Genomic DNA, 13327 nt, shown 5'->3' on the forward strand with positions numbered 1-13327 from the left:
GAAAGTCCGGAGAGACATCATGAAACCTGCCCTTCACACGGTGACCTCGGCGCCCGCGTTGCCGGCCTATGTCGCAACCGGCAATGAATGCGCGCTGTTCGAGCACGCCTGGCGTCATCAGCTTCCGGTCCTGCTCAAGGGGCCGACCGGTTGCGGCAAGACGCGCTTCGTCGCGCATATGGCGGCACGGCTCGGACTGCCGCTCCACACCGTGGCCTGCCACGACGATCTCACCGCCGCCGATCTCACCGGCCGCTATCTGCTGAAGGGCGGCGACACCGTATGGACCGACGGTCCGCTGACGCGCGCGGTGCGCGAGGGCGGCATCTGCTATCTCGACGAGGTGGTGGAAGCGCGCAAGGACGTCACCGTGGTGCTGCATCCGCTCACCGATGATCGCCGCATCCTGCCGCTGGAGCGCACCGGCGAGGAGCTGGCGGCACCGAAGAGCTTCATGCTCGTCGTGTCCTACAATCCTGGGTACCAGACGCTGCTCAAGGCGCTGAAGCCCTCGACGCGGCAGCGCTTCGTCGCCATCGAGTTCGGCTTCTTAGCCCCAGAGCAGGAGGTCGCGGTGGTGTCCGCCGAGAGCGGGCTGCCGCCGGATCGCGTGCGGCCGCTGGTTGCGCTCGCCGGGCGGCTGCGCGCACTTAGGGGGCACGATCTGGAGGAGGGCGTCTCGACGCGCCTCGTCGTCTATTGCGCCACGCTGATTGCGGCAGGCACGCCGATCGCCGATGCCGTGCTGGCCGGCATGATCGAGCCCCTGACCGACGACGGCGACGTCAAGGCCGCGCTGCTCGACGTCGCGCGCGCCGTGATCGGGTGAGGCCGGGCCCATGCTCGACTTCCTCGAACTGGAGGAGACGGTCGGCCGTGCCTGGCACCGGATGGTCGGCGGCACCGCGAGCTATCCGGTTCACGTCGATCACGCGGTGTCGCTGGCGGAGGTGAGGGGCCGGATCGCGGTGATGTTCCGTGCGCTCGGTGGCGAGGCCGGCGTGCAGATCGCAAGCGCCGGCGCCCGCAAGTCCGGTCACCGGCTCGGCTGGCGGCAACGCATCGGCCTCGGCGACGAGCGTCTCGAGCAGCCGGGCCGCGACGCCGCAACCATCTTCCTGCCCGATCGCATCGCGATCTTTCCCGACCGCGAGCTCAACGCATGCCTCTATCGCTGGCTCGCGGCATGGTTCGCGGTCGCGCCGATCGAGACGATTGTGGAGGCCGATCCGCTCAGGCGCGATCTGCTGGTGCTGCGCCGCGCCGCCGAAACGGCGGTCTTTGTGCTCACGCAGTTTCCCGGGCTCGTCGCCGATTACGCGCAGCTTGCCGCGGCAACCGCCGCGGCCCGGCCGCGGCGTCCGTTGCCGCGCATCGAGCAGGAGATCGAGCAGATCGTTCTCGCCCTGCTCGGAGCGGGACCTGCGCCCGCGGGCAAATTATGGCCGGCGATGATGGGAACGGAGCCGCTGCCGGACAAGGCGCCGCCGGGCTATCATTCGATCCTGCCGTGCCCGCTCTGGGGCGATTGCTGGACGCGCGAGCTGTCGCCCGCGCATGCCGGCGAGGACGAGTGCGCTGATGGCGCGGAGCCCGCAGCCCAGGACAATCGCAAGCGTTTCGCCGTCCGCGAGCGCGAGGACGGCGCCAATCGCCGCGATCCCTTCGTGCTCAACCGTTTCGAAAAGATCCTCGCGATGGCCGAGATGGTCAATGTCGATCGCCCGGCCGACGACAGCGATGACGAAGACGCACAGAAGGCGGCCGACGATCTCGAGGAGATCACGCTCAGCCGCCGCAGCGGCAAGCCGGCGAGCCGCTTCAAATTCGATCTCGACCTGCCGCCGGAAGCCCTCGACGCCTCGCGCCTGAACGCGGATTTGACCTATCCCGAATGGGATTATCGCAGCAGCTCCTATCTGTCCGATCATTGCCGCGTGCTCGCCGGCGCGGCCTCCGAGCGAGGTGAGAGCTGGACGCCGGACGAGACCATGCGCCGCCACATCCGCCAGGTGCGCCGCCGCTTCGAGATCCTGCGGCCGCGCCACGAATTGATGCGTGCGCAGGCCGACGGACACGATCTCGATCTTGATGCGCTCGTGCGCGCGCGGTGCGATCTTCGCGCCGGCGGCAATGGCGCGGGTCTTGATCGCGTCCACACGGCGATGCGGCCGCAAGGGCACGATCTCGCCGTCACGCTGCTCGCGGACGTCTCACTCTCGACGGATGCCTGGGTTGACGGCTACCGCGTGCTCGACGTCGAGAAGGAGGCGTTGCTCGTGCTCGCACACGGGCTGTCGGCCTGCGGCGACCACCACAGCATCCTGACCTTCACCTCGCGCCGGCGGTCCTGGGTGCGGCTCGAAACGATCAAGGCGTTCGGCGAACCGATGAGCGGACTGGTCGAGCGCCGCATCGGCGCGCTCAAGCCCGGTTATTATACGCGGATCGGCGCCGCAGTGCGCCACGCCTCGGCCGAGCTGGCGCGCCAGCCGCAGCGCAAGAAGCTGCTGCTCGTCCTCACCGACGGCAAGCCGAACGACGTCGATCACTACGAGGGGCGCTTTGCGGTCGAGGACACCAGGAAGTCCGTGCAGGAAGCGCGCCGGCTCGGCATCGCCGTCTTCGGCGTGACGGTCGACGCGACCGCGCAATCCTATTTTCCAACGCTGTTCGGGCGCGGCGGCTATGCGATCGTCGGCAACATCAAGCGATTGCCTGCGGCGCTGCCGGCGATCTACCGGCAGGTGGCGCATTGAGGCGGGAACGCCGCGGCACCGCGTTCTTGCCTGAGCTATTGCCCATGCGGTGAGTATATGATCGAATGTCCGAATGGACCAAGGCCGGCCAAAACCCGATCTCATCATCTTCGATTGTGACGGCGTGCTCGTCGATAGCGAGCTCTTGAGCTGCCGGTGCTTGTCCGAGGTGCTGGCCGAATTCGGCCTCGCGCTCAGCGAGGAGCAGGCGCTCGAGCTGTTTCTCGGGCGCAGCACCAGGGCGATCGAGCAGCACTACCGTGATCTCGGGCAGGTCGTGCCGGATGGCTTCCTGCCGCGATTGAAGTCGCGTGTGCTGGAGACGTTCTCTGCTTCGCTCGAGCCGATCCCCGGGGTAGGGGCGGTGATCTCCGGGCTCGCCGCGCCGTTCTGCGTGGCCTCGTCCAGCGACATCGACCGTGTCTCGCTCTCGCTCGATGTCACCGGCCTTCGGGCGCATTTCGGCGCGCGGCTCTACACAGCGCAGATGGTCAGGCACGGCAAGCCGGCGCCGGATCTCTTTCTCCACGCGGCGGCGCAGATGGGCGCGGAGCCCGCGCGCACGCTGGTGATCGAGGACAGCGTCAGCGGTGTGCAGGCCGGCAGGGCGGCCGGCATGACCGTATGGGGATTTGTCGGCGGCAGCCATTATCGCGCCCGCGACGGCCGGGCTATATTGTCCGCCGCCGGGGCCGATCGGGTCTTCGCGCGCATGAGCGATTTCTGGGAGATGTGAGCCCGCATGGCCGCCGAGAACGACAAGTCGAGACTCGACGACGCCGCGCGGGCCGGCTGGCTCTATTTCATTGCCGGCCACACCCAGGACGAGATCGCAAAAATGCTCCAGGTCTCGCGCGCCTCGGCGCAGCGGCTGGTCTCGCTCTGCCTTGCCGAGCGGCTGATCACCTTCCGGCTCGAACATCCCATCGCCGCCTGCATGGAATTGGCGGCGCGTCTGAAGGAGCGGTTCGATCTCGTCCATTGCGAGGTGGTGCCAGAAGATCCCGCCGCGCCGCAGGCGACCGCCGGCATTGCCGAGCGCTGCGCCAACCTGCTCGATTCCACGCTGCGCTCCGAAACGCCCGTCATCGTCGCGCTCGGCACCGGGCGGGCGGTGCGCGCCGCGGTCGAGCGCGTCACGCCGATCGACCGGCCCAATCACCAGATCGTCTCGCTGGTCGGCAACATCTCCGCCGACGGTTCGGCGAGCTTCTACGACACCGTCGGGCGGCTCGCCGACCGCACCGGGGCGCGGCACTACCCGATGCCGCTGCCGTTCCTGATGTCGTCGGAGGACGAGCGCAACAGGATGGTGCGCATCGAGCCGATCGCCAAGGTGAAGGCGGTCGCGGCCAAGGCGGATCTGCGCCTCGTCGGCATCGGCCAGATGGACCAGAAGGCGCAGGTCCACATCGACGGCTTCGTCACCCGCGACGAACTGTTCGAGATGATGCGGCAGGGGGCGATCGGCGAGATCACCGGCTGGGCCTATGACGCCAAGGGTCGCCTGCTCAAGGCCGGCACCAACAAACGCCTCACCAGCATCCCGCCGGAAGTGCCGGCGAAGACCACGACCATTGGCGCCGCGGTCGGCGCGGCCAAGGTCCCGGCGATCGCGGCGGCGTTGAGCGGGGGCCTGATCAACGGCCTGATCACCGACGAGGCGACGGCCAGGGCGATCCTGGAGCGGTAGGCCGTTCGCTGTAGCGGCAACGGAGCTGCGCTCCCTCTCCCGCTTGCGGGAGAGGGCTGGGGAGAGGGTGTCTCCGCAGTGGGGCCCCCCAAGAGGAGAGAACCCTCACCCGTATCGCATCTTCGATGCGATACGACCTCTCCCGCAAGCGGGAGAGGTGATGCAGGCCGCGGCGCCCGTTCCGAACAACTATCGTCGCTTCTGCGCAGCACGACCTCCCGCCCCCTCCCGCATCGCAGCACTCAGAAGTTGCCCAAACGCCTGCGCGCCTGCTTGACAATCTTCCGTCCGTGAGTTGAACATACGCCCAACGCGTGGGCATATGCTCAAAACGCGAGTTTGAGGGAGGTCACCGTGAAACACGTCCTCGGCGCCGTCTGCGGCGCGTCCGTCCTGCTGGCCATCCCCGCGATGGCCGAAACCACCCTGACGATCGCCACCGTGAACAACGGCGACATGATCCGCATGCAGGGGCTGACCGGTGAATTCACCAAGAAGAACCCCGATATCACTGTGAAATGGGTGACGCTGGAGGAGAACGTGCTGCGCCAGCGCGTCACCACCGACATCGCCACCAAGGGCGGCCAGTTCGACGTGCTCACCATCGGCACCTATGAGGTGCCGATCTGGGCCAAGAAGGGCTGGCTGGTGCCGCTCGCCAATCTCGGCGCCGATTACGACGTCGCCGACCTGCTGCCCAGGATCAAGGACGCGGTCTCTGCCGACGGCAAGCTTTATGCCGCGCCGTTCTACGGCGAGAGCTCGATGGTGATGTACCGCACCGACCTGTTCGACAAGGCCGGCCTGAAGATGCCGGAGAAGCCGACCTGGGATTTCGTCATCGACGCCGCCAAGAAGCTGACCGACAAGAACGCGGGCGTCTACGGCATCTGCCTGCGCGGCAAAGCTGGCTGGGGCGAGAACATGGCGTTCCTCTCCGCGATGGCCAATTCCTACGGTGCGCGCTGGTTCGACGAGAAGTGGGTGCCGCAGTTCAATACGCCGGAATGGAAGACGACGCTCACGACCTATGTGAACCTGATGAAGGACGCCGGCCCTCCCGGCGCGAGCTCCAACGGCTTCAACGAGAACCTGGCACTGTTCAACGCCGGCAAATGCGCGATGTGGATCGACGCGACGGTGGCGGCGTCCTTCGTCACCAATCCCAAGGACTCCAAGGTCGCCGACAAGGTCGGCTTTGCGCTCGCGCCCAACACCGGGCTCGGCAAGAACGCCAACTGGCTGTGGGCCTGGAATCTCGCGATCCCCGCCGGCTCCAAGAAGGCGGAAGCGGCCGAAAAGTTCATCGCCTGGGCAACGAGCAAGGACTACACGAAACTCGTGGCCTCGAAGGAGGGCTGGGCCAACGTGCCGCCGGGCACCCGCACCTCGCTCTACCAGAACCCTGAATATCTGAAGGTCGCGCCCTTCGCCAAATTGACGCTGGCCTCGATCGACGCCGCCGATCCGAACAAGCCGACGGTGAAGCCGGTGCCTTACGTGGGCGTGCAATATGCCGCGATCCCCGAATTCCAGGGCATCGGCACCCAGGTGGGCCAGCAGTTCTCGGCGGCGCTTTCGGGCTCGATGACGGTCGATGCCGCGCTCACCGCGGCGCAATCCGTGACCGAGCGCGAGATGAAGCGCGCCGGTTACATCAAGTGAACCCGAGCTCTCCCTCCTGAGCTCAAACTGGCGGCCATCCTCCAGTCCAGCCCCGGATGGATGGCCGCCTTCTTTCGGCAAGCGGAGAAGTCAGGGATGGCAACCCGGCAGACGCAGTTTCTGGCGCGCGCGCTCCTGACCCCGGCCGTCGGGCTGCTCTTCATCTGGATGATCGTCCCGCTCGCGCTGACGATCTATTTCTCGACGCTGCACTACAGCCTGCTCGATCCCGGCTCGGAAGAATTCGTCGGGCTGGAAAACTTCCGCTACTTCCTCACCGATCCCGCCTTCCTCGCGTCGCTCCAGAACACGCTGGTGCTGGTCGGCTCGGTGTTGGCCATGACCATTCTGCTCGGCATTCCGCTGGCGTTGCTGATGGACCAGCCCGTGATCGGCCGCAACATCGTGCGCCTGATGGTGATCGCGCCGTTCTTCGTGATGCCGACGGTGAGCGCGCTGGTCTGGAAGAACCTGTTGATGCATCCGGTGTCCGGGCTGTTCGCCTGGCTCGCCAAGCTGCTCGGATTGACGCCGATCGACTGGTTCAACGACGTGCCGCTGTTCGCGGTGATCCTGATCGTCGCCTGGCAATGGCTGCCGTTCGCGACGCTCATCCTGCTGACCGCGCTGCAATCGCTCGACGAGGAGCAGAAGGAGGCCGCCGAGATGGATGGCGCGAGCGCCGTCTCGGCCTTCATCTACATCACGCTGCCGCATCTGGCGCGTCCCATCACCGTGGTGATCCTGATCGAGACCATTTTCCTGCTCACGGTGTTCGCCGAGATCTTCGTCACCACCGGCGGCGGGCCGGGCCTGCAGACCACCAACATCGCCTTCCTGATCTATTCGCAGGCGCTGATCCAGTTCGACGTCGGCAGCGCCTCCGCCGGCGGCCTCGTCGCGGTGGTGATCGCCAACGTCGTCGCCTTCTTCCTCGTCCGCATCGTCGGCCGCAATTTGGAGGCTTGAAGCATGGCGCGGATGGCAACGACGCAGCGGGTGGTGATCTCGACGATCGGGGCGTGGTTCTTCGGCTTCCTGATCTTCTTCCCGATCCTCTGGATGGTGCTGGCAAGCTTCAAGACCGAGCTCGAGGCCTTCGCCATTCCGCCGTCCTTCCTGTTCTTCCACTGGACCACGGAAAATTACGCGACCGTGCAGGAGCGGAGCGACTATCTGCACCACGCCATGAACTCGGTCATCATCGCCGGCGGCTCGACGCTCATTGCGCTCTTGATCGCCATCCCGGCGGCCTGGTCGATGGCGTTCGCGCCGACCAAGCGCACCAAGGACATCCTGCTCTGGATGCTCTCGACCAAGATGATGCCGCCGGTCGGCGTGCTGGTGCCGATCTACCTGATCTACAAGACCTTCGGCCTGCTCGATTCCCGCATCGGCCTCGTCTTCATCCTGTGCCTCGGCAATCTGCCGATCGTGATCTGGATGCTGTTCACCTATTTCAAGGAGATCCCGCGCGACATCCTCGAAGCCGCGCGCATGGATGGCGCCACCATCGGCCGCGAGCTGGTCTACGTGCTGACGCCGATGGCGATCCCGGGTCTGGCATCGACCCTGCTGCTCAATCTGATTCTGGCCTGGAACGAGGCGTTCTGGACGCTGAACCTGTCGACCTCGAACGCCGCGCCGCTCACCACGTTCATCGCCTCCTATTCGAGCCCGGAAGGGCTGTTCTGGGCAAAGCTGTCGGCGGCCTCGACGCTGGCGATCGCGCCCATTCTCGTCCTCGGTTGGTTCAGCCAGAAGCAGCTCGTACGCGGGCTGACCTTCGGCGCGGTGAAGTAGAGGGGCTGCCGGATCATGGGTCAGATCACACTTCAGGACGTGCAGAAATCCTTCGGCCCCGTGCACATCATCAAGGGCGCAGATCTCGACATTGCCGACGGCTCCTTCGTGGTGTTCGTCGGTCCCTCCGGCTGCGGCAAGACCACGCTGTTGCGGCTGATCGCCGGCCTCGAGGACGTCTCCGGCGGCAAGATCCTGATCGACGGCAAGAACGTCGTCGACACGCCGCCCGCCAAGCGCGGGTTATCCATGGTGTTCCAGTCCTACGCGCTCTATCCGCACATGAGCGTGCGCGGCAATATCGGCTTCGGCCTGAAGATGGCGGGGCTGCCCAAGGACGAGATCAACCGCAAGGTCGAGGCCGCCGCCGCGACGCTGAACCTCACGCCCTACCTCGACCGCAAGCCGCGCGAGCTTTCCGGCGGCCAGCGCCAGCGCGTCGCGATCGGCCGCGCCATCGTGCGCGAGCCCAAGGCGTTCCTGTTCGACGAGCCGCTGTCGAACCTGGATGCCGCGCTCCGCGTACAGATGCGCATCGAGGTGACGCGGCTCCAGAAGCAGCTCGGCACCACCGCGATCTACGTCACCCATGACCAGGTCGAGGCCATGACCATGGCCGACAAGATCGTCGTGCTCAACGGCGGCAAGATCGAGCAATATGGCTCGCCGCTGGAGCTTTACGAGAAGCCTGCCAATCTCTTCGTCGCCGGCTTCATCGGCTCGCCCAAGATGAACTTCGTCACCGGCGAACTCGCCAGGCAGCAGGGCGCGGCCACGATCGGCGTGCGGCCGGAGCACCTCAGGATCGAGCGCGATGGCGCCGGCGGCTGGCAGGGGACGATCGCGGTCGCCGAGCATCTCGGCAGCGACACCTTTCTCTACGTCGATGCCGGTCCGCTCGGCATGCTGACCGCGCGCTACATCGGCGAATTGAGCCTGCATGCCGGCGATCACGTGTCGCTGGTGCCGGACCCCGCGCGGATCCACCGCTTCGATGCGAGCGGCAACGCGCTTCGCGGCTGACAAGAGACGGCAAAGAACGGAAAGACCAACATGTACCTGGAAAAATTCAAGCTGAACGGCAAGACCGCGTTCATCACCGGCGGCGGGCAGGGCATTGGGCTCGCCTGCGCCGAGGCGCTCGCCGAAGCCGGCGCCAGGGTCGTCATCGGCGACCGCGACAGCAAGGTCGCCGACAGCGCCAAGGCCAGCCTGAAAGCCAAGGGGTTTGACGCCGAGACCGCGATCATGGACGTGACCGATACCAGGCGCGTCGCCGAGGTCGCCAATGACCTCGTCGCCCGCCACGGCAGGGTCGACATCCTCGTCAACAATGCCGGCATCGCCCGCAGCGAGACGCCGGCGGAGACCGTGACCGACGAGCACTGGCTCAACGTCATCGACGTCAACCTCAACGGCACCTTCTGGTGCTGCCGCGAATTCGGCAAGCACATGCTGAAGGCGCAAAGTGGCGCCATCGTCAATGTCGGCTCGATGTCCGGCTTCATCGTCAACAAGCCGCAGGAACAGTGTTTCTATAATGCCTCCAAGGCCGGCGTGCACCATCTGACCAAGTCGCTCGCCGCGGAATGGGGCGCGCGCGGCATCCGCGTCAACGCGGTGGCGCCGACCTATATCGAGACGCCGCTCAACGCCTTCGTGAAGAGCAATCCCAAAATGTACGACGCCTGGATCGGCGGAACCCCGATGGCGCGGATGGGGCAGGTCGAGGAGATCGCCTCCGTCGTGCTGTTCCTCTCCTCGGAAGCCGCGAGCCTGATGACCGGCAGCATCGTGCTGGTGGATGGCGGCTACACTTGCTGGTAGGCTTGCCGTCAAAACTGACGAGAGCGACCAGGAGCGACAATGCCGCGAGCGTATATCGGCGTCGACGTGGGGACCACCAGCACGCGGGCAGGGGTGTTCGACGAGGCCGGCACGCTGCTGGCGACGGCGCGGCACCCGATCAGGATCTGGCACGAGGCCGGCGATATCGTCGAGCAGTCATCCCGGGACATCTGGGAGGCCTGCGCAAAATCCGTGCGGGCGGCGATGGCGGAAGCTGCCATTGCGCCCGACAGCGTCGGCGGCATCGGCTTCGACGCCACCTGTTCCCTCGTGGTGCTCGACCGCCAGGGCGAGCCGCTCACCGTCAGCGCCTCAGGCGAGGCGCAGCGCAATGTCATCGTCTGGATGGACCATCGCGCCACCGCCGAGGCGCGGCTGATCAACGAGACCGAGGATGCGGTGCTGCGCTATGTCGGCGGCTCGATCTCGCCCGAGATGGAGATGCCAAAACTGTTGTGGCTGAAGCGCCATCTGCGCGCGAGCTTCGATGCCGCAGGCCACTTCTTCGATCTGGCAGATTACCTGACCTGGCGCGCAACCGGCTCGCTGCAACGCTCGACCTGCACCGTCACCTGCAAGTGGAACTATCTCGCCCATGACGGTGGCGGCTGGAGCGCGCAATTCTTCAAGCGCATCGGGCTGTCCGACTTCGTCAACGAGAAATACGCCCGCATCGGCACCGAGATCGTCGCGCCGGGCACGCGGCTCGGCGCAGGCCTCACCCGCACGGCCGCCGCTGAGCTCGGCCTGTCGCCGGGAACGCCGGTCGGCGCATCCCTGATCGACGCGCATGCCGGCGGCATCGGCGCGATCGGCGGTCGCGACGGCTCGGGCGGAACGACCGATGTCAGCGACCGCCTCGCCTACATCATGGGAACGTCGGCCTGCATCATGGCGACGACGAAGGAGCCGTGCTTCGTGCCGGGCGTGTGGGGGCCTTATTATTCCGGCATGGTGCCGGACTTCTGGCTCAACGAGGGCGGGCAGTCGGCGGCGGGCGCGGCGATCGACCATCTCCTCAAATCGCATCCGGGCTTTGCCGAGGCGAGCGCGGCTGCGCGGGGCGAGGGCCTCGACCTCATCGACTTCCTCGAGCGCCGCATCATCGCGCGCGCCGGCGATGCCAGCCGCGCCGCGCTGCTCGCCCGCGATGTCCACGTCCTGCCCGAATTCATCGGCAACCGTTCGCCTTACGCCGACCCAGATACGCGCGCGGTGATCGCGGGCCTCGATCTCGACACCGATGCCGCTTCGATGGAGCGGCTGTTCGTCGCTGGCCTTTGCGGGCTCGCTTACGGGCTTGCCGAGGTGATCGAGGCCTTTGCCGCGCATGGCGTCCGCTCCAGCATCATGATCATGGGCGGCGGCGCCAGCCGCAGTCCGCTGGTGCGCCAGATCATGGCCGACACCACAGGCCTCACCGTCGCGCTGCCGCAGACCAGGGAGCCGGTGCTGCTCGGCGCCGCGATGCTCGGGGCGGTGGCCGGCGGCGCCTGTGCCTCGATCGGCGAGACCATGGCAAAGATGTCGGCGCTGGGACGCACGAGCGAGCCGACCGCGCCTGATATGGCCGCGTTTCACGCCCGCAAGCGCGAGGTGTACAAGTTGCTGCGCGAGGTCGATCGCGGCAGCCGTGCCGCGATGCGCGACATCGCAAAGGACTGAATTCGGGGTTGAAACGAATGCTGATTGCTAGCGGCGATGCGCTGATCGATTTCGTGCCGACGCGAAACGCCGATGGACGCGAGGCGGTGATGCCCGCGGTCGGCGGCTCCTGCCTCAACGTCGCGATCGGCATGGCGCGGCTGGGCGCGCCGACCGGCTTCGTCGGCGGCATCTCCACCGACCTGTTCGGACGTTTGATCGCGGACCACGCAACCGCCTCGCATGTCGAGCTCGGTCTTGCCACCCGCAGCGATCACCAGACCACGCTCGCTTTCGTGCGCATCGTCGCGGGCGAGTCGCATTACGCCTTCTACGATGCCGAGACGGCGACACGGAACTGGACCTACCGGCGCGGGTCCATTCCCTTCGATACGGTCGAAGTCCTCCATGTCGGCTCGACCACGCTGGTCAACGACCCGGGCGCCGCCGAAACGAAAGCCCTGATCGCGGACGCGCGGATGTCGTCGACCATCTCGTTCGATCCGAACTGCCGCCCCAACCTCGTCAAGGACAAGCCGGCCTATCTCGCCCGCATGGCCGAGTTCGCGCATAGCGCCGATCTCATCAAGATGTCGGACGTCGACTTCGCCTATCTCTTCGGCGACGAGCCCTATCAACAGCGCGCGAGCACGCTGCTCGGGCAGGGCACGAGCCTCGTCGTCGTCACCCGGGGCAACAACGGCGCGATCGCCTGGCACGCCGGCGCAGGGCAGATCGAGGTCACCGCGCCCAAGGTCGCGGTCGCCGACACCATCGGCGCCGGCGATAGTTTTCAGGCGGCGCTGCTGTTCGCCCTGCACAAGCAGGGACGTCTGGCGCGGCAGCAGCTGAAAGTCATCAATGCCGACGAGCTCCGCCGCGCGCTGTCCTTTGCCGCCAATTGCGCCGGCCTGACCTGCACCCGCCCGGGCGCCGATCCGCCCTGGAGCCACGAGATCACCTGGAGCCCGTAGCGCCGCGTCACATCCGCGCGACGGCCTTCTCGGCGCATTTGATGAAGGTTCCGATCAGCGGGCTCTGCGAATCCCGCCGCCAGCACACCGCGATGTCGAGGGAGTCGGTGGCATCGCGGAGCGGCCTGAACACGATGCCGCGCGGGGCGCCGAGCTGCGCGCAGGCCGGCAGGATCGCGAGGCCTTCGCCCGCCAGCACCAGGCTCATCGCCGAATGCACCGTCTCCACGCGGCTCGCGATCGGCATCACCACCTGGTGCCGGCGCAGCAGGGGGACCACGGCGGACGATGCGGGACCATGGTCCGGATGCGGCAGCGCGATCAGCGGACGTCCGTGCAACCGGGCCATCGGCACGGAGCCCAGGCGGGCGAGCGGCGAGCTGGTCGGCATCGCCAGCATGAAGCGCTGTGCACCGATCCGCGCCACCTGGATCTCGGGATGGTTGATTGCCGGCATGCACAGCGCGACCGTGACGCTGCGATCGAGCACCCGCGCCTCGCGTGTCGATGCGCTGAGCTCGGCGAAGTCGAGGTCGACACCGGGAACCGAGCGGCGCAGCTCGGGGATCAGCCGCGGCAGGATCGCATTGGCCAGCACGAACATGTAGCCGACCGACAGCCGCCCGCGCTTGCCGGATGCGACCGCGCGGGCGGCCTCGATGCCGTCGGACGCCAGCGCCAGCGCCTCGCTGGCGCGCACCAGCAGCGCCTGGCCCGCCTCGGTCAGGTCCATGCCGCGGGTGCCGCGGCGGAACAGCGGCGCGCCGACCTCGGCCTCCAGCTTGCGGATCTGGACCGAGAGCGGCGGCTGCGCCATGCGCAGCCGCTCGGCGGCCTTGCCGACGCTGCGTGCCTCGGCGACGGCGACGAAATAGCGGAGCCGACGAAGATCCATTGGCATACCGAAAACGTATGGGTTGGCGACCAAAATCGTATTGGAC

General features: G+C 66.9%; 12 protein-coding genes. 11 read left to right on the plus strand and 1 reads right to left on the minus strand.

The genetic code is table 11. From position 1 onward, the window contains the following. Positions 1-19 precede the first annotated feature (19 nt). The 11 genes from ACE10W_RS12960 (at position 20) to ACE10W_RS13010 (ending at position 12386) form a co-directional block, all read left to right on the plus strand. Positions 20-829: a CbbQ/NirQ/NorQ/GpvN family protein gene (locus ACE10W_RS12960; RefSeq protein ID WP_304551952.1), complete on the plus strand. Its 810-nt coding sequence runs from the start codon at positions 20-22 to the stop codon at positions 827-829. A 10-nt stretch (positions 830-839) separates the two neighbouring features. Further along, positions 840-2759 carry a nitric oxide reductase activation protein NorD gene (locus tag ACE10W_RS12965; protein ID WP_304551954.1) on the plus strand — a complete coding sequence of 640 codons (1920 nt, stop codon included), beginning with the start codon at positions 840-842 and terminating at the stop codon, positions 2757-2759. 73 nt (positions 2760-2832) lie between these two features. Beyond that, on the plus strand, positions 2833-3495 hold the full coding sequence (locus ACE10W_RS12970) for an HAD family hydrolase (protein ID WP_028172164.1): 663 nt from the start codon (positions 2833-2835) through the stop codon (positions 3493-3495). A 6-nt stretch (positions 3496-3501) separates the two neighbouring features. Further along, on the plus strand, positions 3502-4452 hold the full coding sequence (locus ACE10W_RS12975) for a DNA-binding transcriptional regulator (RefSeq protein WP_011086003.1): 951 nt from the start codon (positions 3502-3504) through the stop codon (positions 4450-4452). Between the two features lie 354 nt (positions 4453-4806). After that, the gene (locus ACE10W_RS12980; protein ID WP_161535693.1) at positions 4807-6117 is read left to right on the plus strand and encodes a sugar ABC transporter substrate-binding protein; all 1311 of its coding nucleotides are present in this window, start codon (positions 4807-4809) and stop codon (positions 6115-6117) included. Between the two features lie 96 nt (positions 6118-6213). After that, entirely contained in the window at positions 6214-7086 is an 873-nt protein-coding gene (locus ACE10W_RS12985; protein ID WP_161535692.1) for a carbohydrate ABC transporter permease, read from the plus strand. A 3-nt stretch (positions 7087-7089) separates the two neighbouring features. Continuing rightward, entirely contained in the window at positions 7090-7920 is an 831-nt protein-coding gene (locus tag ACE10W_RS12990; protein WP_038966046.1) for a carbohydrate ABC transporter permease, read from the plus strand. A 15-nt stretch (positions 7921-7935) separates the two neighbouring features. After that, positions 7936-8943 carry an ABC transporter ATP-binding protein gene (locus ACE10W_RS12995; protein WP_011086008.1) on the plus strand — a complete coding sequence of 336 codons (1008 nt, stop codon included), beginning with the start codon at positions 7936-7938 and terminating at the stop codon, positions 8941-8943. Between the two features lie 30 nt (positions 8944-8973). Continuing rightward, positions 8974-9747: an SDR family NAD(P)-dependent oxidoreductase gene (locus ACE10W_RS13000; protein ID WP_028172159.1), complete on the plus strand. Its 774-nt coding sequence runs from the start codon at positions 8974-8976 to the stop codon at positions 9745-9747. Positions 9748-9786: 39 nt separating this feature from the next. Beyond that, positions 9787-11433 (plus strand): FGGY-family carbohydrate kinase, encoded by a 1647-nt coding sequence (locus ACE10W_RS13005; RefSeq protein WP_304551962.1) that lies wholly within the window; start codon positions 9787-9789, stop codon positions 11431-11433. Positions 11434-11450: 17 nt separating this feature from the next. Then, positions 11451-12386: a carbohydrate kinase gene (locus ACE10W_RS13010; protein WP_304551964.1), complete on the plus strand. Its 936-nt coding sequence runs from the start codon at positions 11451-11453 to the stop codon at positions 12384-12386. Positions 12387-12393: 7 nt separating this feature from the next. On the opposite strand, the gene ACE10W_RS13015 is transcribed toward ACE10W_RS13010, so the two are convergent. Next, complete coding sequence (locus ACE10W_RS13015; protein WP_028172156.1) at positions 12394-13281, minus strand: LysR family transcriptional regulator; 888 nt, start codon at positions 13279-13281, stop codon at positions 12394-12396. Positions 13282-13327: the final 46 nt, after the last annotated feature.

Source organism: Bradyrhizobium sp. B025 (genome assembly GCF_042257955.1).
In the GTDB taxonomy this organism is placed as follows: Bacteria; Pseudomonadota; Alphaproteobacteria; order Rhizobiales; family Xanthobacteraceae; genus Bradyrhizobium; species Bradyrhizobium diazoefficiens.